At 36.3% G+C, this 26,076-nt stretch carries 18 protein-coding genes; 15 read left to right on the top strand and 3 right to left on the bottom strand.

Annotated features, from left to right (window positions below):
• The first annotated feature begins 40 nt into the window (after nt 1-40).
• From uvrC to ABVM53_RS06150, 10 genes are all read left to right on the top strand, one after another.
• On the top strand, nt 41-1,837 hold the full coding sequence (gene uvrC / locus ABVM53_RS06195; RefSeq protein WP_371455630.1) for an excinuclease ABC subunit UvrC: 1,797 nt from the start codon (nt 41-43) through the stop codon (nt 1,835-1,837).
• Complete coding sequence (locus tag ABVM53_RS06190) at nt 1,834-4,098, top strand: patatin-like phospholipase family protein (protein ID WP_405330505.1); 2,265 nt, start codon at nt 1,834-1,836, stop codon at nt 4,096-4,098. Before uvrC ends, ABVM53_RS06190 begins: the two co-directional genes overlap by 4 nt.
• Nucleotides 4,099-4,211: 113 nt before the next feature.
• Nucleotides 4,212-5,372, top strand: a complete 1,161-nt coding sequence (locus ABVM53_RS06185) for a homogentisate 1,2-dioxygenase (protein ID WP_371455632.1) — start codon at nt 4,212-4,214, stop codon at nt 5,370-5,372.
• 109 nt (nt 5,373-5,481) lie between these two features.
• A complete protein-coding gene (gene hppD / locus ABVM53_RS06180; RefSeq protein ID WP_405330503.1) occupies nt 5,482-6,642 on the top strand; it encodes a 4-hydroxyphenylpyruvate dioxygenase in 1,161 nt (386 codons plus the stop codon).
• A gap of 155 nt (nt 6,643-6,797) precedes the next feature.
• Nucleotides 6,798-7,574, top strand: coding sequence for a DUF3108 domain-containing protein (locus ABVM53_RS06175; protein ID WP_405330501.1), 777 nt, complete (start codon nt 6,798-6,800; stop codon nt 7,572-7,574).
• On the top strand, nt 7,574-8,530 hold the full coding sequence (locus ABVM53_RS06170) for a tryptophan 2,3-dioxygenase family protein (protein ID WP_405330499.1): 957 nt from the start codon (nt 7,574-7,576) through the stop codon (nt 8,528-8,530). Before ABVM53_RS06175 ends, ABVM53_RS06170 begins: the two co-directional genes overlap by 1 nt.
• A gap of 25 nt (nt 8,531-8,555) precedes the next feature.
• Nucleotides 8,556-9,788 (top strand): peptidoglycan DD-metalloendopeptidase family protein, encoded by a 1,233-nt coding sequence (locus ABVM53_RS06165; RefSeq protein ID WP_241652403.1) that lies wholly within the window; start codon nt 8,556-8,558, stop codon nt 9,786-9,788.
• Nucleotides 9,789-9,793: 5 nt separating this feature from the next.
• Complete coding sequence (gene pgi / locus ABVM53_RS06160) at nt 9,794-11,437, top strand: glucose-6-phosphate isomerase (protein ID WP_405330497.1); 1,644 nt, start codon at nt 9,794-9,796, stop codon at nt 11,435-11,437.
• Between the two features lie 169 nt (nt 11,438-11,606).
• Nucleotides 11,607-14,387: a TonB-dependent receptor gene (locus tag ABVM53_RS06155; protein ID WP_405330495.1), complete on the top strand. Its 2,781-nt coding sequence runs from the start codon at nt 11,607-11,609 to the stop codon at nt 14,385-14,387.
• A gap of 123 nt (nt 14,388-14,510) precedes the next feature.
• A complete protein-coding gene (locus ABVM53_RS06150) occupies nt 14,511-14,951 on the top strand; it encodes a hypothetical protein (protein ID WP_405330493.1) in 441 nt (146 codons plus the stop codon).
• A gap of 78 nt (nt 14,952-15,029) precedes the next feature.
• Here the strand turns inward: ABVM53_RS06150 and ABVM53_RS06145 are convergent, their stop codons facing one another.
• Nucleotides 15,030-16,322, bottom strand: coding sequence for an aminopeptidase P family protein (locus ABVM53_RS06145; RefSeq protein WP_405330491.1), 1,293 nt, complete (start codon nt 16,320-16,322; stop codon nt 15,030-15,032).
• Between the two features lie 120 nt (nt 16,323-16,442).
• On the opposite strand from ABVM53_RS06145, the gene ABVM53_RS06140 reads away from it, so the two are divergent.
• The 5 genes from ABVM53_RS06140 to ABVM53_RS06120 all read left to right on the top strand — a co-directional run bounded on the left by ABVM53_RS06140 (nt 16,443) and on the right by ABVM53_RS06120 (nt 23,441).
• Nucleotides 16,443-19,355: a WD40/YVTN/BNR-like repeat-containing protein gene (locus ABVM53_RS06140; RefSeq protein ID WP_405330489.1), complete on the top strand. Its 2,913-nt coding sequence runs from the start codon at nt 16,443-16,445 to the stop codon at nt 19,353-19,355.
• Nucleotides 19,356-19,365: 10 nt separating this feature from the next.
• A complete protein-coding gene (locus ABVM53_RS06135) occupies nt 19,366-19,755 on the top strand; it encodes a DUF2721 domain-containing protein (RefSeq protein ID WP_371455645.1) in 390 nt (129 codons plus the stop codon).
• Between the two features lie 253 nt (nt 19,756-20,008).
• Nucleotides 20,009-20,665, top strand: coding sequence for a succinate dehydrogenase cytochrome b subunit (locus tag ABVM53_RS06130; RefSeq protein WP_128758007.1), 657 nt, complete (start codon nt 20,009-20,011; stop codon nt 20,663-20,665).
• A 3-nt stretch (nt 20,666-20,668) separates the two neighbouring features.
• Nucleotides 20,669-22,672: a fumarate reductase/succinate dehydrogenase flavoprotein subunit gene (locus ABVM53_RS06125; protein ID WP_405330486.1), complete on the top strand. Its 2,004-nt coding sequence runs from the start codon at nt 20,669-20,671 to the stop codon at nt 22,670-22,672.
• A gap of 22 nt (nt 22,673-22,694) precedes the next feature.
• Nucleotides 22,695-23,441, top strand: a complete 747-nt coding sequence (locus ABVM53_RS06120; protein ID WP_371455647.1) for a succinate dehydrogenase/fumarate reductase iron-sulfur subunit — start codon at nt 22,695-22,697, stop codon at nt 23,439-23,441.
• A gap of 118 nt (nt 23,442-23,559) precedes the next feature.
• Here ABVM53_RS06120 and radA read toward each other — a convergent pair whose 3' ends face one another.
• Entirely contained in the window at nt 23,560-24,921 is a 1,362-nt protein-coding gene (radA, locus tag ABVM53_RS06115) for a DNA repair protein RadA (protein WP_128758004.1), read from the bottom strand.
• Nucleotides 24,921-26,057 carry an alpha/beta hydrolase gene (locus ABVM53_RS06110; RefSeq protein ID WP_405330484.1) on the bottom strand — a complete coding sequence of 379 codons (1,137 nt, stop codon included), beginning with the start codon at nt 26,055-26,057 and terminating at the stop codon, nt 24,921-24,923. The genes radA and ABVM53_RS06110 overlap by 1 nt, the downstream gene beginning before the upstream one ends.
• Nucleotides 26,058-26,076: the final 19 nt, after the last annotated feature.

The raw sequence follows: 26,076 nt of genomic DNA, 5'->3' as shown, positions 1-26,076 counted from the left end.
ATTAATTTTATTTCTCCAAGAAGCTGTAAATTTGAATTAGATGGAAATACCAGATTTAGATTTACAATTAAAGACGCTTCCAAGCGGTCCCGGAGTATATCAATACTATGATAAAAAAGGGAAATTGCTTTATGTAGGCAAAGCAAAAAACTTAAAAAAACGCGTTTCTTCTTATTTTACTAAGAGGCATGATAATGCTAGAACTAATCTTCTGGTCAAGAAGATTGTTGAAATAAAACACATCGTAGTTGATAGTGAGACAGATGCACTATTGCTGGAAAATAACCTGATAAAAAACTACCAGCCCAGATACAATGTGATGCTTAAGGATGACAAGAGTTATCCCTGGATTTGTATAAAAAACGAACGTTTTCCCAGAGTCTTTCCTACGCGAAGACTTATTAAGGATGGTAGTGAATATTACGGCCCTTATACAAGTATGAAAACCGTACATACCTTACTCGATCTTATTAAAGGCTTATATCCCCTGCGTACGTGTAATTATGATCTTTCTAAAGAAAAAATAGAATCAGGTAAGTATAAAGTTTGTTTAGAATATCATTTAGGTAATTGCTTAGGTCCTTGTGAAGATCTTATATCTGCAGAAACCTATCACGATAATATAGACGCAATTAGAGATATTGTAAAAGGAAACTTCAAAGACTCGTTACATCGTTTTAAATCCCGAATGAAGCAGCATGCGGAAGCTATGGAGTTTGAAGATGCTCAGCGCATAAAGGAGAAAATAGAAATTCTTGAAGGCTATCAAGCAAAAAGCACTGTAGTTAACCCGTCTATTAATAATGTAGATGTCTTTAGTATTATATCTGATGAAGGATACGGTTATGTAAACTTTCTTCAACTTTCACATGGGGCGATTATTAGATCTCATACATTAGAATTGAAGAAAAAATTAGACGAGTCTGATCAAGAATTACTTGAAATAGGAATTATTGAGATCCGCCAGCGTTTTAATTCACAATCCCCGGAAATCTACGCACCTTTTCCGGTAGATCTTGGGGAGAAATTTAAAGTTACAGTTCCTAAGCTCGGAGACAAAAAGCGTATTGTAGAGCTTTCTGAGCGTAATGCAAAGTATTTTAGGATGGAACGATTTAAACAAACAAAAATCGTTGATCCAGACCGTCATGTGAATAGATTAATGGCTCAAATGAAATCAGATTTGCGCCTTTCCGTAGAGCCAAGACATATTGAGTGTTTTGATAATTCTAATATTCAAGGAACAAACCCGGTTGCAGCTTGTGTGGTTTTTAAAGATGGAAAACCTAGTAAAAAGGATTATCGTAAATTTAATATCAAAACTGTCGAAGGACCCAATGATTTTGCATCTATGGAAGAAGTTGTCTTTAGAAGATACAGACGTTTACTCAATGAAGACGAACCATTGCCTCAGCTTATCATTGTTGATGGAGGTAAAGGCCAGCTTTCATCAGGAGTTAAAGCACTGGACGACTTGGGATTGCGTGGCAAAATTGCAATTATAGGTATAGCAAAACGACTCGAGGAGTTGTTTTATCCGGGAGATTCTATTCCACTTTATTTAGATAAAAAAAGTGAAACACTAAAAGTTATTCAACAGTTGCGTAATGAGGCTCACCGTTTTGGAATCACATTTCATCGAAATAAGCGTAGTAATGCCGCAATAAGTACAGAACTTGAGACAATCCCTGGGATAGGAGAAAAAACAGTAATCGAACTACTTACTCAGTTTAGATCTGTTTCAAAAGTCAAGGAAGCTTCAGAAAAAGCACTGGCAGAAGTAATAGGCCCTGCAAAGGCAAGGATCATATATAATCATTATCAACAAATAAAATGAAAATAAACTACTGTCTGTTGTTTCTAGTTTTGATGAATTGGGCATTCTATGCACAGGACAGTACGGCTATAGATTTTGAAAGTTTTCCTAAAGGGCCTGATTTAAAAGTAGGTCTGGTACTTAGCGGAGGTGGAGCAAAAGGACTCGCACACATAGGTGTTTTAAAAGAGATTGAAGCCGCAGGAATAAAGATAGATTATATAGGAGGCACCAGTATGGGTGCTATTATAGGAGGGTTATATGCATCAGGATACAATGCGCACCAGTTGGATTCAATTTTTAAAGTAGTAAACTTTGATAAGCTTATTCAAGATAATCTTCCGCGTAGCGCACAGTCGTTTAATGAGCGAGCAGATGCAGAAAAATATGCTATAAGTCTACCATTTGATCATTTTAAAATCTCATTTCCATCTGCCTTATCTAAAGGTCAAAATATATACAATTTATTTACTGAACTTACCCACCACGTACAGGAAGTAGAAGACTTTGGAGAATTACCCATACCATTTTTTTGTGTTGCTACAGATGCAGAAAAAGGGCAGGCAATTATACTTGACAAAGGCTGTTTGCCAGAAGCCATAACGGCTAGTGGGGCATTGCCCTCTCTTTTTAGTCCGGTGATTGTAGATGGTAGAATATTAATTGATGGAGGTGTGGTTAATAATTATCCTGTAGAAGAATTGCGCCGCAGGGGTGCAAATTTTATTATAGGTGTTGATGTGCAAGATGATTTGAGAGGAAAAAGTGAACTCAAAAGTGCTCCCGAAATGCTCATCCAGATAAATAATTACCGCACGATCGAGGCTATGAAAGATAAAGTTTCTGAAACTGATATTTATATCAAGCCGAATATTGCCGGTTTTAGTGTGGTAGATTTTGAAAAAGGAAGTGAAATTATAGAAGGCGGTGAGAAAAAAGCTAAACAATATAGCTCAGATTTTTCAAAACTTGCCCAGTTACAGAATACAACATACCGCAAACCAGAACTCACACTAGATAAAAATGATACCCTAAAGATAAAGAGTGTAGGTATAAATGGGAATCTCTATTATACGCGTTCCTATATCCTCGGAAAATTAAAAATTAAGCCGCCTGTTAAGATGACCTATGCAGCGTTATTTAGAGGAATTAATAACCTAGCTGCAACAAATAACTTTCAGCGTATTAATCATAGATTAGAAGCTTATGATAACGGAGAGTATCATCTAGCCTTAAATCTTTCTGAAAGTGAAGCGACAACTTTTATCAAGGCTGCTATACATTATGATGATGTTTATAAAAGTGCGGCTTTGATGAATATAACTAAGAAGCGCGTCCTCTTTAAGAATGATATTGTCTCTTTAGATCTGGCGCTGGGAGATAATATTAGGTACAATTTTGATTACTATAGTGATAACGGTTTTTATATAGGATTTGGGCTTCGGGCTACTTATAATAGTTTTGAACGACGGGTAGATGCACGATTTGTAGAACAATTAAGTGATCTTCCTCTCGAGAGTTTTAATAGCTTAACAGTAGATTATACAGACTTCACAAATCAGGTTTATATACAAACTCTTTTTCAGAAACAGTTCTCATTGAATTTAGGTGTAGAGCATAAATTTTTGAAAATAGATACCGAAAGCGTGAGGCTGGAAGATGATCCTGAAGCAAAAGTATATTTTGATAACAGTCATTATTTTAGCACCTATGGTAACCTGGTGTTAGATAGTTTTGATAATAAATACTTTCCCACTTCTGGCTGGTATTTTAATGGCGATTTTCATCTTTATTTACTTTCTTCTGATTATAATAATGATTTTGAAGAATTTTCAGTGGGTAAAGCGCGAGCTAAGTATGCGCATAAAATTGTGCCTAAATTCTCAGTACAGATAGGGGTAGAAGGCGGATTTAAAATTGGTGATTCAGAAGCCGGGAGCTTAGATTTTATTCTTGGTGGCTGGGGTAATGATTTTGTAAATAATATAATTTCATTTTACGGTTACGATTATATAAGTTCTGCTGCAGACGGTCTTGTAAAATCTGATATTAGCTTTGACTATAATTTCTACCGAAAGCATCACCTTAATTTTGGAGGTAATTTTGCGAACCTTGAAAATGATTTATTTACAACGGGCAATTGGCTTTCGGCACCAGATTACACGGGTTATTTTGTAGGGTATGGTTTAGAAACACTCTTAGGACCGCTTCAAACAAAACTGTCTTATTCTCCAGAGGTTGATAAAGTGTATTGGAATTTTAGTTTAGGATTTTGGTTTTAAGAAAAAATTAGTTTGATTCGCTAGTCTTTTTACGATATTTGTAACAATCGATAACGTTTTCGAAGAAAAATACAATGACCTTAAGTTGTTGTAGACTTAAATCAAAATAGACTATGCCTTTCTATCATAAACTTGGTGAAATACCCCATAAGCGTCATACGCAATTTAGAAAGCCAGATGGTAGTTTATATTACGAGCAACTGTTTGGCACAATAGGATTTGATGGTATGTATAGTAATATGTATCACGAACAACGACCTACACAGGTTAAAGAAATAAAGGGAAGTAAAAGTGTTAAGCCTAGGGTATCAAAAGAAAATCACATTCAATCGTACCGATTTAGAGGTTTTGAGATCAAACCCGAGGCAGATTATCTTGACAGTCGCAAGCCTATTCTAACAAATAGTGATTGTACCATTATTCTCGCTGCTCCTCAAAACAAAACTCAAGATTATTTTTATAAAAATAGTGATGCAGACGAACTCCTGTTTGTACATCGAGGAAGTGGTAAATTTAGAAGTCATTTAGGGAATCTAGATTTCAAGTATGGAGACTACATCTTAGTCCCTAGAGGAACCATATATAAGCTCGATTTTGACACAAGCGATAACAGATTATTTATTGTAGAGTCAAGACGACCTATTTATACACCAAAGAGATACCGTAACTGGTTTGGTCAATTATTAGAACATTCTCCTTTTTGTGAGCGTGATTTGCGCAGGCCTTATGAGTTAGAAACAAACAATGAAACGGGTGATTTTTTAATGAAAATTAAAAAGCAAGATGATCTTTTTGATATGGTTTATGCCACGCATCCATTTGATGTAGTAGGTTATGACGGTTACAATTACCCATATGCATTTTCAATTCACGATTTTGAGCCTATTACAGGGCGTATACATCAACCGCCGCCTGTACATCAAACATTTGAGACAGATGCGTTTGTAGTTTGTAGTTTCTGTCCGCGTAAATATGATTATCACCCAGACAGTATACCCGCACCTTACAATCACAGCAATATAGATAGTGATGAGGTATTGTATTATGTAGATGGGGATTTTATGAGTCGCAATGATATTGAAGCGGGTCACATATCATTACATCCTGCAGGAATTCCTCACGGTCCGCATCCGGGTGCTGTAGAAAGAAGTATAGGTAAAACAGAAACAGAAGAACTTGCAGTAATGGTTGATACCTTTAAACCTTTGCAAATATGTGAGGATGCAATGCCTATTGCAGATGAGAATTATTATAAATCTTGGTTACCACATTAATAAAAATTAGAAGCTACATCCTGCTTTTAGCTATATCTTTTTATTAACTACACGGGAAGTGTTATCAATAAAAAGGATACCGCTTCATTCAGGGCTAAAAAAATAAATAATGAGTAAAGAATTAAAGTCAGTAGAATACGGTTTAGAGAAGATATTTGAGGGAGCTCAGGATTTTCTTCCACTTTTAGGAACAGACTATGTGGAGTTTTATGTGGGTAATGCAAAACAAGCTGCGCATTACTACAAAACGGCATTCGGTTTTCAATCTTTTGCCTATAGCGGTTTAGAAACCGGGAGAAGAGATAGTGTAAGTTATGTACTTAAGCAAGATAAAATAAGACTTGTATTAACATCTCCACTAGGAAGTGAATCGCCAATAAATGATCACATAGTGAAACACGGTGACGGTGTAAAAGTTGTTGCGTTGTGGGTTGAAGATGCACGAAGTGCTTTTGAAGAAACCACTAAACGTGGAGCCAAACCCTATTTAGAACCTACAGAAGAGAAAGATGAACATGGGGTTGTAGTGCGTTCTGGTATATATACTTACGGCGAGACCGTACATGTGTTTGTAGAGCGCAAAAACTATAATGGACTATTTATGCCGGGATACCGAAAGTGGGATTCTGATTATAATCCAGAACCTACCGGGTTGAAGTATATTGATCATATGGTAGGTAACGTAGGATGGGGAGAAATGAATACCTGGGTAAAGTGGTATGAAGATGTAATGGGATTTGTAAATTTTCTCACTTTTGATGATAAGCAAATAACAACAGAATACTCTGCTTTGATGAGTAAGGTTATGAGTAATGGGAATGGTAGGATAAAATTCCCAATTAACGAACCGGCAGAAGGTATAAAAAAATCACAGATCGAAGAATATCTTGATTTTTATGAGGGTCCCGGTGTGCAACATCTTGCAGTAGCCACAGATGATATTGTTAAAACAGTAGCAGACCTAAAGGCAAGAGGAGTAGAATTTTTACCGCCTCCTCCACAAGCGTATTATGATGATATACCTAGAAGACTGGGTACACATATGGATACTATGAAAGAAGATCTTAGCAGGTTGCAAGAATTATCTATTCTTGTAGATGCAGATGAAGAAGGGTATTTACTACAAATTTTTACAAAACCTTTACAGGACAGACCTACCCTATTTTTTGAAATAATTCAGCGTATGGGAGCAAAAGGTTTTGGTGCTGGTAATTTTAAAGCTTTATTTGAATCTATAGAACGAGAACAAGCCTCAAGAGGGACTTTGTAATCAAAAATATTTAAATGAACTAATTGTCTAAAATCCTTGTTTATAATGAACAAGGATTTTTTTATTTATGCAGACTACGGTTACTATTTTAAGCTTTTCGCTACTTTTGGAATAACTCTTGCAAATGCATTTGTAAAGCCCCTAAAATTATTGCTATGAAAAAAGGTTTATTGGTTCTTACAATGTTCTTTATAAGTGCATCCGTTTTTTCTCAAAGTACATCCTTTGGAGATGGAGAGTGGTTCCGTTTTCGTATTAGTTATAGTGGCTGGTGGAAAGCAGGAGAGGCTACTATGTCTGTAAATAATGAGACCTATAAAGGTAGGCCTGTTTATCATATTAAGGGAAAAGGAGTAACTACCGGAATGACCAAATTATTTTTTGGTGTTGAAGATTATTATGAAAGCTATATCGATAAGCAAACGACGCTTCCCTATCGATTTGTTAGAAAAATAGATGAAGGTGGTCATACTAAAGATAAAGTTGTTGACTTTGATCAACGCACACGAACTGCAACTGTAAACGATAAGAAACACAATACGGTCACCTCTTATAAAACTGAGCCATCTGTGCACGATATGGTTTCCAGTTTTTATTATTTACGAAACACCATAGATTCAAAAAAACTTAAAGAAGGTGATGAGACGGTGATTAACATGTTTTTTGATCAAGAGAATTATAAATTTAAACTTAAGTTTCTAGGTAGAGAAGTGCTTAAAACAAAGTTCGGAAAAGTGAATACCCTTATATTTAGACCCTATGTTCAAGCGGGAAGAGTATTTAAAGAACAAGAAAGTTTGACAGTTTGGATTAGTGATGATCAAAATAAAATACCTTTGCAAATTAAGGCCGATTTAGCAGTAGGTTCTCTTAAAGCAGATATCGATGCTTATAAAGGTCTCAAATACCCATTCTATATTATACAAGATTAATGATTGAAGAAAACAGCCCAGAAACACAACAGCAATTAAGCGCTTTAAGCGATAAATTTGATGCAAAGGGCCAGAATCTTAATCATCAATTAGAAGGCTTTGTGCATAGTAAACCCATTAATTACTGGGATTACATACAAACTGATGTACTTCTTAATCTTCAAGTGCAACGTACCTTGATTCCTGATGAAATGGTATTTATAATGTACCATCAAGTTAATGAATTATTTTTTAAAATGATTCTTTGGGAAATAGAACAAGTTGCTTATGCTAAGGAGCTAACTGCTGTTTTCTTTTCCGAAAAATTAGATCGTATAAGCCGGTATTTTGATATGTTGACATCATCCTTCAATATTATGCGTGAGGGGATGCAGATGGAGCAATATTTAAAATTCCGTAGAACATTAAGTCCTGCAAGTGGATTTCAAAGCGCCCAATACCGATTCATAGAATTCAGCTCTACGGAGTTGCAGAATCTTATCGATTCTCGATTTAGAGAAGACTTCAAAAATATGGAAAAGAACAAGGATTCATTTTATGATGAAGCGTTTGAGCAGCTGTATTGGCAAGCGGCGGGAAAAAATTTCACCACAGGAGAAAAAACTTATACGTTAAAAGAGTTTGAATTAAAATATAAGGATGAGTTTATCCGTTTCATAAAGCAATATGAATCCTTAAACTTGTGGTCAAAATTTAAAACCCTCCCTTTAGCAGATCAGAAAGATGCAACATTGCTAAAAGCGATGCGTCATTACGATTACACAGTTAATGTGCAATGGGTAATGTCTCATTATCACGCTGCTTTGCATTATTTAAATCAAGGTAAAGAACCCCTTGAGGCAACAGGTGGTAGCGATTGGGTAAAATATATGCACCCTAAGTATCAAAAACGTATTTTCTTTCCAGAAGTTTGGTCACAGAAAGAACGTGAAGAATGGGGACAAAACGTAAACTAAATTAAGAATTTTCAAAAACCCTAGATTGAAGAAATTAAGCATATTACTTCTGTCGGCATTACTACTAGGTGCTTGTGCAGATGATAAGACAAAAGATGTAAAACCTGTAGTTAAGGAGAAGGTAGATCCAATTATAAAGCGTTTTGGTTACACATTTAACGATTACAATGTTGTTAATGATACGGTGCAACAAGGGGACAGTTTTGGTCAGATATTGTTTGACAATGGTATAGATTATGCTACCATACAACAAATCACAGATTCTGTTCAAAGTGTTTTTGACACGCGTTTAATTCGAGTAGGAAAGCCTTATACACTCTTAAAATCTAAAGATTCTACAAATCTGGCTCAAGTATTTATCTATGAAGAAAACAATATAGATTACGTTGTTTTAGATTTTAAAGATGAGATTGTACAGGCAAAAGCAAAAAAGCGTCCTGTTACTATTAAAGAGCGAGAGGTAAGTGGTGTCATTAATAATAATCTTTCGACAACCTTTGATGATCTTGGACTTAGCGTAAACGTTGCTTATAAAATGGCAGATATTTATGCGTGGACTATAGATTTCTTTAGGCTACAGGCAGGAGATCGTTTTAAACTAGTATATACAGAAAAATTTATAAACGATACGATTCCTGCTGGTTTTGGAGAGATTAAAGCTTCTTGGTTTGAGCACAAGGGCAAGCCCTATTATGCTTTTAGGTATAAGAGCGATAGCCTTACAAAAGCATACGGTTATTTTGATAAAGAAGCGATGAATCTTAAACGTGCATTTTTAAAAGGACCGTTAGCGTTTAATAGAATCTCATCACGATATAATTTGAAACGTCGTATAGCTTACTATGGTAATCGGATACGACCTCATAAAGGTACCGATTTTGCAGGTGCGGTAGGAACACCTATTATGGCTACTGCAAATGGTACGGTGACAAAATCCGAATATAGAGGAGGAAATGGTAATTATGTTAAAATCAAACATAATAAAACTTATGAAACTCAGTATCTTCACATGAGTAAGCGTGCTGTAAAAGTAGGGCAATATGTTTCTCAAGGTGAGGTGATAGGATATATAGGTATGACTGGTAATACAAGTGGACCTCACGTATGCTACCGATTTTGGCAAAATGGTAAGCAAGTAGATCCATTTGCTTTAAACTTGCCTACTTCAGAGCCCCTTGCAAAAGAATATCAAGAGGAATACTTTAAACATATTTCTCCACTAGCAGATCAACTAGACGCAATAACCTTCAAAAAATAACCAAAATGCAAAAAGTAAATCCCACTCAGACTAAAGCTTGGAAAGCTCTTCAAGAACATTTTAATGAGGTTAAGAACTTAGAAATGAAAACGCTTTTTGAAGATGATTCAAGAGCTGAAGCTTTTTCAATTTCTTGGGAGGACTTTTATGTTGACTATAGTAAAAATAGAATTACCTCAACTACAAAATCGTTATTGCTTGATTTAGCTAAAGAAATGAATCTTGAGGATGCTAAACAAGCTTATTTTAATGGTTCAGAAATTAACGAAACTGAAGGCAGAGCAGTTATGCACACTGCTCTTAGACAACCTGAACAAGCAACTATAGAAATTGATGGCCAAAATGTAATTACTGAAGTAAACGAAGTTAAGGAGAAGATAAAAGGATTTTGTGATACTGTAATTAGTGGTTCACACAAAGGCTTTACAGGAAAAGCTATCACAGATGTCGTTAATATAGGTATAGGTGGATCGGACCTTGGGCCTAATATGGTTGCAGAAGCATTAGCTTATTATCACAATCATTTAAAAGTTCATTTTATCTCAAATGTAGATGGTGACCACGTTCACGAATCTTTAAAATATTTAAATCCTGAAACTACTCTTTTTGTAATCGTATCAAAAACGTTTACTACTCAAGAGACCTTATCAAATGCAAATACAGCTCGTAAATGGTTTTTAAGTAAAGTGGCGGGCACTGTACAAGAAGGGGAAGCTGTAGCGAAGCATTTTGTTGCGGTATCTACAAATGAGGAAGCAGTTAAAGAATTTGGTATCGATCCTAACAATGTCTTTACAATGTGGGATTGGGTAGGAGGACGTTTTTCTTTATGGAGCTCAGTAGGTTTGTCTATTGCTTTAGCGGTAGGCTTTGAGAATTTTGATAAGATGTTAGCAGGGGCTCACAAAGCAGATGAGCATTTTAAAAATACAGATTTAGAAGAAAACATACCAGTACTTATGGCGCTGGTAACTGTCTGGTATAATAATTTTTTTAAAGCTGAAAGTGAGGCCATAATACCTTATTCTCAATACTTAAATAGGTTTGCAGCATACTTGCAGCAAGCAATTATGGAGAGTAATGGTAAAAGTGTTGATCGCAATGGAAATCCTGTAGATTATCAAACAGGTCAAATAGTTTGGGGAGAGCCGGGAACAAATTCTCAACATGCATTTTTCCAACTTATTCATCAAGGGACAAAACTGATACCAACTCATTTTATAGGTTTTAAAAATTCTCTTCATGGGGATGTTGATCATCATAATAAGTTGATGGCAAACTTTTTTGCACAGACTGAAGCCTTAATGAACGGTAAAACCGAAGAAGAAGCTCGAGAAGAATTAGAATCTACAAATATGGATGCTAGTGCAATTGAAAAGCTTGTTCCGTTTAAGGTTTTTGACGGAAATAAACCTACAACTACCATTCTTATTGATAAATTAACGCCGGAAAGCCTTGGTTCACTGATAGCAATCTATGAGCATAAGATTTTTACTGAAGGTATTCTTTGGAATATATTTAGCTACGATCAATGGGGCGTAGAGCTAGGTAAGCAACTAGCTAAAAATGTGCTAACTGATTTAAATTCAGATAGTATAGCATCACATGATAGTTCTACAACTTCACTTATAAATAGATTCAAAAGCTAGTAAATAGTGTTTGAATATAATTAGAATTTTAACCCCTAATTGTCAATATGAGACAATTAGGGGTTAATTTATTACACGTCACGTTAATTAGTAATTCTTAACATTGCGTTAATATTTAATTAGGTCTTTATTAAGACTTTTGCCAAAATTCTAAATTCAAACAAGCACAATGAAAAAAATTACAAGTTTACTATTTGTAGCGTTTTTGATGCTAACTGCTTTTATGCAAGCTCAAGGCACGCTCACCGGAACAGTGGTTGATGGGGAAATGAATGCTCCTCTCCCTGGTGTAAATATTGTCGTACAGGGTACTACAAATGGTGTTACAACAGATTTTGACGGGAAATTCAAAATCAATGTTGCTCAATCTACAGGTGCAGTAAGAGTTTCCTACGTTGGTTTTCAAACTCAAACTGTTAATTTTAACGTTGCTTCTGGTCAAACAAGTGATCTTGGAACAATTACTCTTACTGTTGACGCAGATGCGCTTGATGAGGTTATTGTTACAGGTGTTGTAGATATTGCTAAGGATCGTAAAACTCCTGTTGCTGTATCTACTGTTAGAGCTTCAGAAATTCAAGAAAAACTAGGAAGTCAAGAATTTCCTGAAATTTTGAACAACACACCTTCTATTTACGCTACTAAGCAAGGTGGTGGTTATGGAGACTCTCGTATTAACATTCGTGGTTTTGATTCAAGAAACTCTGCTATAATGATTAACGGTATCCCTGTTAATGATATGGAAAATGGAGCAGTTTATTGGAGTAACTGGGCTGGGTTGTCTGATGTATCTTCAGCTGTTCAGGTTCAAAGAGGTCTTGGATCTACTAAACTAACCGTATCGTCAGTGGGAGGTACTATAAACGTGGTAACTCGTTCTGCTGAACGTAAAGAAGGAGGATTTGTAAGTGCTACAACTGGTAACGATGGTTATATAAAAACTTTAGCGTCTTACAGCACTGGTCTTAATTCAAATGGATGGTCAGGATCTTTTCTATTAAGTAGAACTTCTGGAGATGGTTATGTGGATGGAACTAAATTTGAGGGTTACAACTATTATGTAGGTGTGGGTTACAGACCTAATACGAACCATGATTTTAATTTTATGCTTACTGGTGCTCCACAACAACATAATCAGAGAAGTTTTGCACCTTCTATCGGCGAATATATCCAGTATGGAAATGGTACAGACCCAAATATTAAATATAACTCTGACTGGGGAACAAGAAATGGTGAAGAATTTACCTTTGGCGGAAATTTTTATCACAAACCTTTAGCTTCTTTAAGCTGGGACTGGAAACTTAATGATGTTAGTAAATTAAGTACTTCTGCTTACGCTTCTTTTGGCCGTGGAGGTTCTATAGGTTCAATAGGTCGTGCTACAGTTAATGGAAGTCAAGTTCAATCCTTTCAATTGCCTAAAGTTAATAATGGTCTAATTCCTGTTGATGAATTAGTTCGTTTTAACTCTGGTCAACAAGCTTTTGGTGGAGTTCGCCAAGGTTATACAGGTGGAGGAGGTGAATACCAAGGACAGTTTGTAAATGGAAACAATAATAATTCTATTTATGCTGATGATAGTGGCTTTGTAAGATCTGCACAAAATGGTATATCTCAAAGATCATCGGTAAATTCTCATAACTGGTTTGGTTTAATTTCAAATTTTGAAACACAATTAAGTGAAGGGTTAACTTTAGACTTAGGTATAGACTTAAGACAATATACTGGTTTTCATTATAGAAGATTAGTTGATCTTTTAGGTGCTGATGCCTATGTTGATAGTGATAATATTAATGATCCTTACAGATTTTTAACTCAAACTTACGATCCAACAATTAGTAACACGTTGAATGTATTTAAGAGCATAGATGATGAAGAGAAAATTGATTACTATAATCAAGGTAAGGTGAATTGGGCTGGCTTCTTTGGTCAACTTGAGTACGATATGAACGATGTAACAGTTTTCGTACAAGGATCGCTATCTAACCAAGGCTTCAAGCGTATTGATTTCTTTAATTACCTTGATTCTGACCCGGAGCAGGAATCAGATTACGAGAATATTATAGGAGGTAACATTAAAGGAGGTATTAACTGGAACATTAATGAAACTCACAATATTTTTGCGAACGCGGGATATTACTCTAAGCAGCCTTTATTTGATGCTGTATACCCTAGCTTTACTTCAAATGACGTAAATACAAATTTACAGAATGAAAAAGTAGTTGGTACAGAAATTGGCTATGGCTTCAGAGTTAATGGTTTCCGTGCAAACGTTAATGCATATAGAACAAGCTGGGCAGATCGTTTTCAAACTGTTTCTACAGCTAATGCTGCTGGGGAGCGTGGTACAGCTAATGTGCAAGGAATTAAACAAGTGCATATGGGTATTGAGCTTGATTTCACAGCTAAACCTGTTGAGCGCTTAGATATAAATGGTATGCTTTCTATTGGTAATTGGGAGTATAAAGACAATCCAACTGCCGCTTTCTTCGATAACAGCAATCAGCCATTATTAGACGAAAATGGAAATCAAATCACTAGTACTTTAATGCTTGATGGAACTAAAGTTGGTGATGCAGCTCAACTTACAGCTAGTTTAGGAGCTACTTATACAATTGTAAGTACTTTAAGAGTTGATGGTAACTATCGTTTTGCAGATAATTTATATGCAGATTATGACGCAACATCTTTAACTGATCAAGGAGCTTTAAAACTTCCTTCTTTTGGTTTGTTAGATGGTGGTGTTTCTTATAGCATTCCTTTCTTAGAAAAGAGCTTAAGCTTTAGAGTAAACGTGAATAACATTTTAGATAAAGTATATATTTCTGAATCTGAAACAAATGTTTTCGCACAAGATGGAGATCCAACTTATGATGGTATTTCTACATCAAACCGTGTATTCTTCGGTTTCGGAAGAACTTGGAATGCAAGCATTCGTTTTGCCTTCTAAATAATTTCAAAATTATATATAAAACCCGTCCAATTTTTTATTAGACGGGTTTTTGTATTTAAAGCTGTCGATCTAAAAATTTTTACTCCAAAAAGTTATCTTTGAATTTTAAATTTCAAAACTATGTATACTACCGTACAATTTGTGCATTCCTATTGGGCTTATTTAGCTCTTATAATTCTTACAATAACTACCATAAACGTTTTGGTTTCTTATTTTTCGGGTAAAGAATTTGGAGCTCGAGATTTTAGGCTTGCGTTATTTACCTTAATAGTTTCTCACATACAATTACTTATAGGTATTGTATTGTACTTTGTATCTCCTCTAGGTGCAAAAGCTATAGCTTCAGAAGGTATAAGTGCCGCAATGAAAGATCCTAACTTGCGCCTCTATGTTGTTGAGCATCCTTTGGCAATGATTCTTACTGTTATATTTATTACAGTAGGTTACAGCAAGCATAAGAAAAAACTCACTTCAAAACCTAAATTTAAATTACTTGCCATATTTTATACCCTTGCATTAATTGTTATGCTAAGTCGTATTCCGTGGGCAAATTGGTTTTAAGAGTCTAGAGTTATTAAATTAAAAATCCCGTAAATCGAATTTCGACTTACGGGATTTTTTATAAGTTATTATCAGGAGTTAACGATTCATCCAGTCTTCGATCTCTTCTACTTCAATAGGTATATCTCCCATTAAATTAATAGGTTCTCCATTCTCTTGTATCACAAGATCATCTTCTAGTCGTATCCCAAATCCTTCAGCAGGAATATAAATTCCCGGTTCTACAGTAAATACATTATTAGCTTGCATAGGCTCGTGTAATAATCCATAATCGTGAGTGTCTAGCCCAATATGATGTGATGTACCGTGCATAAAATACTTCTTGTAAGCCGGCCAGTCTTTATTTTCATTTTGAACATCTGCTTTATCAAGTAAACCTAAGCCTAGCAATTCTGAAGTCATTAATTTACCCACCTCCTCGTGGTAAGGGGCCCATAAATTACCAGGAGTCAACATCTTTGTTGCTTCCTTTTTAACTCGTAGCACAGCGTTGTAAACATCTTTTTGTCTATCTGTAAACCTTCCAGATACCGGTATAGTTCGGGTCATATCACTACTGTAGTTTGCATATTCTGCACCTACATCTAATAATATTAAATCTCCTGCCTTACATTCAGAATTATTAACTACATAATGTAAAACATTAGCATTATTCCCAGAAGCAACAATAGGCGTGTAAGCAAATCCTCTCGAACGATTACGCAAAAATTCGTGCATAAATTCTGCTTCAATCTCATATTCCATAACGCCGGGTTTTACAAACTGAAGAATGCGTTTAAAACCTTTCTCTGTTATAGTACAGGCTTTTTGTAATATATCGATCTCTATAGGATCTTTTACAGAGCGAAGTCGTTGTAAAATAGGATTACTCTTTGCAACGCTGTGTGCGGGATATTGTTCTTTAATTTTTTTATTAAAACGTGCTTCTCGGGTTTCAGTTTCTACATTTGCCCGGTAGTGCTCATTTGTATTAATATATAGCGTTTCTGCCTGCGTCATCAATTCATAGAATACCTTATCCCATTCTTGAATCCAGCAAACAGTTTTTACACCACTTACCTCAAGCGCTTTTTCTTTTGTGAGTTTTTCTCCTTCCCAGACAGCTATATGGTCATTTGTTTCTTTTAGAAAAAGAATTTCACGGTGCTTCTCTTTTGGGCAATCAGGAAAAAGTACAAGAATACTTTCTTCTTGATCTACTCCGCTTAAGTAGAAAAGATCACGATTTTGTTGAAATGGCATGGTGCTGTCTGCACCTATTGGGTAAATGTCGTTACTATTAAAAACAGCGAGGCTATTTGGCTTCATGGCTGCCATAAATCCTTGGCGGTTTTTTATAAACAGATTGCGATCTATAAGGTCGTATTTCATAATTGTAATAAGATTTTCTCAAAGGTAAAAACTACAAGAACAAAGCGTGTTAAACTCTCTTTAAAATGTTTAGATTTCTTTAACAAAAAAGGTATTTTTAAGTCCATCAAATTATTTTCTATGCCTATTCGTTTTCTAATATTCTTTCTCTCAGTAAGTGTTTTATCAAGTACTTATGCTCAGCAACCAGCTTCTACATCTTCGTCAATTTCTCAGTCATTGATTGAGAAGAATGAACTGATAAAAAATTCTCTCGTAAAAAATATCCCTTTTAGAAATGCAGGTCCTACTATAATGAGTGGTCGTGTAGTTGATTTAGAAGTTAATCCAGAAAATAGTACAGAGTTTTACGTGGCGTATGCAACGGGCGGGGTGTGGCATACTACAAATAATGGTATAACATTTAAATCTGTATTTGATAAAGCGCCTACTCAAAATGTGGGAGATATAGCAGTTAACTGGAAGAACAGGATTATCTGGGTGGGTACTGGCGAGACCATATCTTCACGCTCTTCTTATGCGGGAGTGGGTATTTTAAAAAGTACAGACAATGGGGATTCTTGGACAAGTGTGGGTTTATACGATAGTCACCACATAAGCGATATTATTTTAGATGAAAATGATCCAGATGTTGTTTTAGTAGCAGCATTAGGTCATTTATATTCTCAAAATGAAGAACGGGGAATTTTTAAAACTATTGATGGTGGAAAAACTTGGAAAAAAACGCTTTTCATTAATAGCGATACAGGTATTATAAATTTAGGCGAAGCTCCTGAGAATCCATCAATTTTGTATGCTGCTGCTTGGGAAAGAGAACGACAAGCCTGGGATTTTAAAGGTTCTGGAGAAAACTCAGGGATTTATAAATCTACAGATGCCGGCGATAGCTGGAATTTGATTACTATAGGTAATGGTTTTCCTCAGGGAGCCGGTGTAGGCCGTATAGGTCTGGCAGTAGTAAATGAGAATACTATTTATGCTGTTCACGACAATCAAAATATACGTGAGAATAACAAAGAAGAAAAGGCAGATAAACAAGCTAAAGATTTAAAACCGAAAATTTTTGAGAATATGTCATCTTCAGATTTTCTGGCATTAAATACGGAAGAGCTTGATGATTATTTAAAAGCAAATCGTTTCCCTAAACAATATGATGCAGCCAAGGCTAAAGAGCTTGTTAAAAAAGGCAAGATTAAACCTTCAGATTTTTACTTATATACTCACGATAATACGGTATCTGAGAGTGATGGAGAGGTAATAGGTGCAGAAGTTTTTAAATCTACAGACGGAGGTAAAACGTGGAATCGTACTCACGAAGGTTATATCGAAGATTTCTTTTATTCCTATGGGTACGTATTTGCCGAGATGGATGTAAATCCGCAGGATGAAAATGAAATCTATCTAGTGGGTGTACCGCTCATTAAATCTGTAGATGGAGGTAAAACTTTTACATATATAGACGAACCTAATGTTCATGTGGATCATCATATAATTTGGATTGACCCTAAAATGCCCAATCATTTAATCAACGGTAATGATGGTGGATTAAATATGTCTTACGATGCCGGTGAAAGTTGGTCAAAGCTTAACTCTATGCCGCTAGCGCAGTTTTACGCTATAAACGTGGATTATGAGAAACCTTATAATATTTATGGTGGCTTACAAGATAATGGCACTTGGAAAGGGCCTCATAATTATGAATATTCAAAAGACTACGAAGCTGAAGGGCAATATCCTTTTAAGCGTGTAGGTGGTGGTGATGGAATGCAGGTTCAGATTGACCGTAGAGATAGTGATGTAATCTATGTGGGTTCTCAGTTTGGGTTTTACAATCGTTTAAACTTAAAAACTGGAGCGCGTAAGTTTATTAAACCCAGCCACGATTTAGGAGAAAGCCCTTATCGATTTAATTGGGAAACTCCTATTTTACTTTCATCACACAACCAGGATATTTTATATATGGGTGGTAATAAATTAATGCGTTCTATGAATCAAGGGGACGACTGGACGGCAATATCACCAGATCTTACAGCGGGAGGTAAATTAGGTAATGTTCCTTTTGGAACACTTACAACGATTAGTGAATCTGTATTTCAATTTGGTTTAATCTATACGGGGAGTGATGATGGAGTCATACAAGTGACACAGGATGCCGGGGGAAGTTGGGATATTATTTCAGGAAACTTACCTCAAAATCTATGGGTAAGTACTGTTATAGCTTCAATACACAATAAGAGTAGGGTATATGCTGTGCTTAATGGATATAGAAATGACGACTTTCAGCCGTATGTATATAAAAGTGATGATTATGGTCAAAACTGGAAAGATATCAGTTCAAACCTACCGCTATCTCCTATAAATGTAATTGTAGAAGATCCTAAAAAAGAGAATATTTTATATTTAGGTACAGACGATGCTAGTTATGTTAGTTTCGATAATGGAGATCGCTGGGAAGTTCTTGATGGGAGTATGCCTAATGTGGCTGTACACGATTTAGTTATACAAACCGAAGCAAATGATCTTGTAGTAGGAACTCACGGAAGATCTATATACATTGCTAATTTGAATGAAATCCAGGAATTTGATTCTTCTAAAACGAATGAATTGCAGCTCTTTGATATGGAAACTGTCGATTTTTCTACAAATTGGGGGCGTTCCTGGAGTGCGTGGAGAGCCGCTAGCACACCTGAGACTAAAATAACTTTCTTCAGTCCGGTTGCAGGAGAGGCAAAAGTTGAAGTGATAAGCACAAATGGGAAAACGCTGAAAACTTGGAAAGATACTGTCGATAAAGGATTTAACTATCTGCAATACGATTTGAGTATATCAGAAAGTGGTAAAAACCTTTTAGAAAAAGAGCGTAAAGATCTTAAAATAACAAAATCACAAAATGAAACTTTTTATCTTCCGCCGGGAGCATATTCTATTCAGGTAGAGGTAAATGGTAAATCTGCAAAAACAGCTTTAGAAATTAAAGAAGGAAGCCGTCGTAGAGATCGTGCAGAACGCGCTGAGCAAGAGCAGGAAGATTAAACGTTAACAAATGAATTTGACTCTTAGTATCCCGGCACTTTTATTTCCTGCAATTTCTCTAACTATGTTGGCTTATAATGCCAGGTATCTGGCAATTGCTGCACTTATTAGAGAATTACATAAGCGTTATCAAGACAGCTCGTCTACTCCGGTAAAAAAGCAAATTAACCAGCTGCGTAAACGTCTTGGTATAATTAAAGCGATGCAGGCAATGGCTATCGTTAGTTTTTTACTTGCGGTAATTACCATGTTTTTAATTTATATCGAACTTGCCGTACTTGCAAATGTAGTTTTTGGTGTAAGCTTAGTAGCGCTAATGATATCGCTAACACTTTCTTTCATTGAAGTACAATTAAGTACACAGGCATTAGAAATACAATTAAACGATATGGATGATTAGAGGTGTTAAGAAGAAATGTAAGCAAAAAGAGAAATATTATTTTCTATAATGTGTCATATAGGAGCTAATCTCCTTCTAAAATACTCAATTAGGAAAAAATGTTGTTTAACGAGAAGCCTATATTTCAAAGGTTTTCGAAGGATTTCTTAAACATTTTTTTCTTTATTTAAAACCATTCCAAAAGCGGTCTCAAAGTTTGTGAAACAATGTTTTGAGCCGTATTTTTGTGCCACTAAATTAAAAACGTAAATAAATGGGAATCATTTCCTCTTCTATCGCCCGAAAAGTTGCTATGGCACTTTCAGGTTTATTCCTTGTATTGTTTTTAGGTCAGCATTTTACAATAAACTTAACATCGACCTTCAGTCCAGAAACTTTTAATGAAATCTCCCATTTTATGGGGACTAATTTTCTAGTTCAGGCAATACTTCAACCAGTATTAATTTTTGGAGTTATTTTTCACTTTGTAATGGGTTTCATTCTTGAAATTCGTAACCGATCTGCACGTAAAATTAATTATGTGAGATATGATGGAAATGCAAATTCTACTTGGGTAAGTCGTAATATGATCTACAGTGGAGTGGCAATTTTAGCTTTCTTAGGATTACACTTTTACGATTTCTGGTTTCCAGAGATTGTACACAAATATATTGAGTCAAATCCCGCAGATGCAACTCGTTACTACGGGGAGTTAGTAGAGAAATTTGAGAGCCCGGTAAGAACAGGTCTTTATGTGTTGGCATTTGTTTTCTTAGCACTACACTTGTTTCACGGTTTTGCATCTTCATTTCAATCGGTTGGCTTCAACAACAAATATGCGACAGCCTTAAAGAAATTTGCTAAGTTTTATGCAATTGCAATACCTGCAGGTTTTGTTTTTATCGCGTTGTTTCACCATTTTAATCACTAGACAATGTCAGAATTAAAATCAAATATACCAGAAGGCCCACTTGCAGATAAGTGGACTCAACATAAAAATGATATTAACCTGGTTAACCCTGCAAATAAGCGTAACATAGATGTTATCGTTGTAGGTACAGGTCTTGCAGGTGGTAGTGCTGCTGCTACTTTGGCAGAATTAGGTTATAACGTAAAAACATTTTGCTATCAAGATTCTCCTCGTCGTGCGCATTCTATTGCTGCGCAAGGAGGTATTAACGCTGCAAAAAATTATCAGGGAGATGGTGATTCTAACTACCGCTTGTTTTACGATACTGTTAAAGGTGGTGATTACCGATCTCGAGAAGCAAACGTTTATCGTCTTGCTGAAGTTTCAGGAAATATAATTGACCAGTGCGTTGCACAAGGGGTTCCTTTTGCACGTGAATATGGCGGACTTTTAGATAACCGTTCTTTTGGTGGAGTTCTAGTATCAAGAACTTTTTATGCTAAAGGTCAAACGGGGCAGCAATTGCTTTTAGGAGCTTATTCTGCGATGAACCGTCAAATCAACCGTGGTAAAATCACACCATATAACCGTCACGAGATGTTAGATCTTGTGCTGGTTGATGGTAAAGCAAGAGGTATTATTGCCAGAGACCTCGTAACAGGAGAGATAGAAAGACATTCTGCACACGCAGTAGTTTTAGCTAGTGGTGGTTACGGGAATGTATTTTTCCTTTCTACAAATGCGATGGGAAGTAACGTAATGGCTGCTTGGAGAGCACACCGTCGCGGTGCGTACTTCGCTAACCCTTGCTATACGCAAATTCATCCTACGTGTATTCCGGTATCGGGAGATCACCAGTCTAAGTTAACCTTGATGTCAGAGTCATTACGTAATGATGGGCGTATTTGGGTTCCGAAGAAAAAAGAAGATGCGATTGCTATTAGAGAAGGTAAAAAGAAACCTACAGATCTTTCTGAAGAAGAAAGAGATTATTATCTAGAGCGTCGTTATCCGGCATTTGGTAACCTAGTGCCTCGTGATGTAGCATCTAGAGCTGCTAAAGAGCGATGTGATGCTGGTTATGGTGTTAACAAAACAGGAGAAGCAGTTTACCTTGATTTTAAGAGTGCAATAATGCGCTACGGAAAAGAGGAAGCGCTAATTAGCGGTAACCATAATCCTACAGATCAAGAAATATATGACTACGGAAAGAATGTAGTTGAGAATAAGTACGGTAACTTATTTCAAATGTACGAGAAGATCGTAGATGAAGATCCGTATAAAACTCCAATGATGATTTATCCTGCTGTGCATTATACAATGGGAGGTCTTTGGGTAGATTATAACTTACAAACTACGATACCGGGATGTTATGCTGCGGGTGAGGCAAATTTCTCAGATCACGGTGCTAACCGCCTAGGTGCTTCGGCATTGATGCAAGGTCTTGCAGATGGTTATTTTGTATTGCCGTATACGATAGGAGATTACCTTTCTAAAGATATACGTACGGGCAAAATACCTACAGATTCGCCAGAGTTTGATCAGGCAGAGAAAGAGGTGCGCGATCGTATGATGAAGCTAATGAATGGTAGCGGGAAACATTCGGTTGATTATTACCACAAGAAGTTAGGTAAAATTATGTGGAATAAATGCGGAATGGCTCGTAATGCTAAAGAGCTTGAAGAAGCAATGGATGAGATTGCAGAGTTAAGAGCAGATTTCTGGGCTAATGTAAAAGTTACCGGAACTATGGAGTCTAAAAACGGGGAGTTAGAAAAAGCCGGAAGAGTAGCAGATTTCTTAGAGCTAGGAGAGCTTTTTGCTAAAGATGCTTTAACAAGAAATGAATCTTGTGGAGGTCACTTTAGAGAAGAGTATCAAACTCCAGAAGGAGAAGCATTAAGAGATGATGAGAATTTTAGTTTTGTGTCTGCGTGGGAGTATAATGCAAATCCACGAGAAGCAAAATTGCATAAAGAAGAGTTGACTTTCGAGAATATCGAAGTGAAAACCCGTTCTTACAAATAATAATTAAAAGATAACTTTTACTATGAAGTTAACACTCAAAATATGGCGTCAAGAAAACGCTAAGACTAAAGGGGCAATGAAGACCTATCAGATAGATGGTATTGATGGGGATATGTCTTTTTTAGAAATGCTAGACGTTCTTAATGAAGATCTAATTAACAAAGGTGAAATCCCTGTTGAGTTTGATCACGATTGTAGAGAAGGGATTTGTGGGAGCTGTTCATTACAAATTAATGGTGAACCACACGGTCCAGATCGTTTAGTAACTACTTGTCAATTACATATGCGTAAGTTTAACGATGGCGATACAATTGTAATAGAGCCATTTAGAGCTACTGCATTTCCTGTTGTTACAGACCTTATTGTAGACCGTTCTTCGTTTGATCGTATTCAACAAGCTGGTGGTTATATTTCTGTAAATACTTCAGGAAATACGGTTGATGCAAACGCAATTCCTATTGAAAAGCAAAAGGCAGATGATGCTTTCTATGCTGCAACTTGTATAGGTTGTGGAGCGTGTGTTGCTGCTTGTAAAAATGCAAGTGCGATGCTATTTACCTCTGCAAAAGTTTCTCAGTTCGCATTGTTGCCGCAAGGGGAAGTTGAAGCTACAGAACGTGTTGAAAATATGGTGCGCCAGATGGACTTAGAAGGTTTTGGTAACTGTACAAATACTGGAGCGTGCGAGATTGAATGCCCTAAAGGAATTTCTTTAGAAAATATTGCGCGTCTAAACCGTGAGTATTTAAGTGCGGTTTCGAAAGGATAAGTTTTCGCAAAGCGGAAATTATAAACTAAAACACCCGATAGATTTTAAAATCTATCGGGTGTTTTTATATTAAGTAATCTCAAAATGTGGGCGATATTGAGTGTTATTATAGGTTTTTTTACCCAAATAACCACTCCACCACGTCATTCATCTTGGCAACTTTTATAATGGTGATTCCATAATTTGCATCGGGTATTTTGCAATATTTAGAAACCATAATTGTTCCGAAGCCTAATTTTTCTGCTTCAAGAATGCGTTGTTCTACACGTGTTACGGGACGAATTTCACCGGCGAGACCCACCTCTGCAGCGAAGCAGATGTCTTTTGCTACGGCAATGTCCTCATTACTCGATAAGATAGCTGCGACTACCGCAAGATCTATTGCGGTATCATCAACACTAATTCCGCCAGTGATATTTAAGAAAACATCTTTTGCTCCTAATCGAAAACCTGCGCGCTTTTCAAGCACTGCAAGAATCATATTCAGTCGTTTTGCATTATAACCCGTTGCGCTTCGTTGTGGTGTACCGTAAACCGCTGTGCTAACTAATGCTTGTATTTCAATCATTAACGGGCGCATTCCTTCTAAAGTAGCAGCTATAGCTGTACCGCTAAGTTCTTCGTCATTCTTTGAAATAAGAATTTCAGATGGGTTAGAAACTTCGCGTAAACCGCTGCCTTGCATTTCATATATCCCCAGTTCGTTAGTAGATCCAAAACGGTTTTTATGTGCTCTTAGAATCCGATATACGTGATTGCGATCGCCTTCAAATTGCAATACAGTGTCAACCATATGCTCCAGAATTTTTGGGCCAGCAATATTACCGTCTTTGGTAATGTGACCAATTAAAATTACCGGTGTGGCCGTTTCTTTAGCAAATTTGATGAGTTCGGTAGTGGTTTCTCGTATTTGAGAAATACTGCCGGCTCCGCTCTCTACATAATCTGTATGGAGTGTTTGAATTGAATCTATAATTACGATATCTGGTTCTACAGCTTCAATTTGCTTAAAGATATTCTGCGTCTTAGTTTCGGTTAAAATGAGGCAGTTTTGAGCGTTAGAATTTATTCGTTCTGCTCGCATTTTTATTTGCTGTGCACTTTCTTCTCCAGAAACATACAGCGTTTTATAGGGTAGCATCAATGCGATTTGTAACATCAATGTACTCTTACCTATTCCTGGCTCACCACCTAAAAGTGTTAAAGATCCGGGCACGAGTCCGCCTCCTAACACCCGATTCAATTCGTTGTTTTTAGTATTCAGACGTGCTTCAGCAGTTGTATCAATTTCCTGAATACGCTGTGCTTTAGCAACACGTTTAGTAGTGGGAGTTTCTACCTTCCAGCTCGATTTTTCGGCTTTTTGTATTACTTCTTCTGCAATTGTATTCCATTCTTTACAAGAAGTACACTGCCCTTGCCATTTTGCAAATTGAGCTCCGCAGTTTTGACAGAAAAATGTTGTTTTAGTCTTTGCCATTAGTATCCAAAATCATCTTTTATACGTTGCGCTCGGGCCATTAAAACATCTTTATCAATGTCGCCTGCGCTTTTTAATACGAGAGCACTTTCATATGTGCGCATCGCTTTTTTAGTATCTCCTTTGCCTTCGTAGGATTTACCTAAATAATAAGAACCAAGTACAGTTTCAGGATATTCTTTACGGGCTAATTTTCCGAGATCTTCAAAACCTTCCCAGTCAGATTTTTTTTCTAAAGCTGCTGCTATAGCAATAAAATCATTAATGCGGATTCTATCATTCATACCGAAAAGATTTTCAATAATCTCATATTTTTCAATAAGATACGCGTAAGGCGATTCTGCAATTAATACCTGTTCTTCAAACTCTTTTTTTGTAATAGGTCTGTAAATTGAGAATATCTGTTCTAAGGCACTCGGAATTCCTCTTCCTACAAGTGTGTAGTGAGTTGCCTCTTCAAAATTGTCAAAATAATAGTTAATATTAGAATTCTCTATGTTCTCAACCGAAGTATTAAGGGCTAAGGTTGCATTTCTAAGTGGAGTAATATCTTGCGATCCTGTAGCTTGATAATAAAATATTTTATTATCTGTACGCTGTAAAATATCTGTAAGGCGTTCGCTCATTTGAGGGGCCAGATCTGGACTCAAAGATACATAGGCATTAAATAACGGCGGATTTTTCATTAAAAAATAGTTCGCAAACCCTGCTGTTGCATCGTGACCTATAATAAGATTGAAAGGTGCAAGCCGGTATTTTTTGCTCAACCACGGAAAAAGTTCGCTTCCTATAAAATCAAAGAATAGCTTTCCTTGCCCAACGGGTAAAAAATTGGTTTCATCGTACTGGGTGTCTGCCATGCGATCAGGTTGCATTATGCCTACTACGATAGCTTGAGGCATATCTTCCCAGTAGCTATAATAATCTACATTACCGGCAACTGGTTCAAAAAGATAATCTGCATCCAGAACAACTATGACCGGGTAGTCTTTGTCTTTGTTCGAGTCATAATTACGTGGTAACTGAATTTTTACTTGTCTGGGTTCACTTAAATTTAGTGAAGGTACAGTCTCATATATCACTTGCGCATCGAGAAAGCTGGTGAACAGTACGAGTAAGAGTAGTGTTTTTTTCATAGTAGGAGGTTATTTGGTT

The sequence above is a fragment of the Leeuwenhoekiella sp. LLG6367-2.1 genome, from assembly GCF_045055775.1.
In the GTDB taxonomy this organism is placed as follows: Bacteria; Bacteroidota; Bacteroidia; order Flavobacteriales; family Flavobacteriaceae; genus Leeuwenhoekiella; species Leeuwenhoekiella aequorea.
The sequence above is the reverse complement of the archived record's forward strand: the minus strand, read 5'-3'. Positions and strand labels throughout refer to the sequence as shown.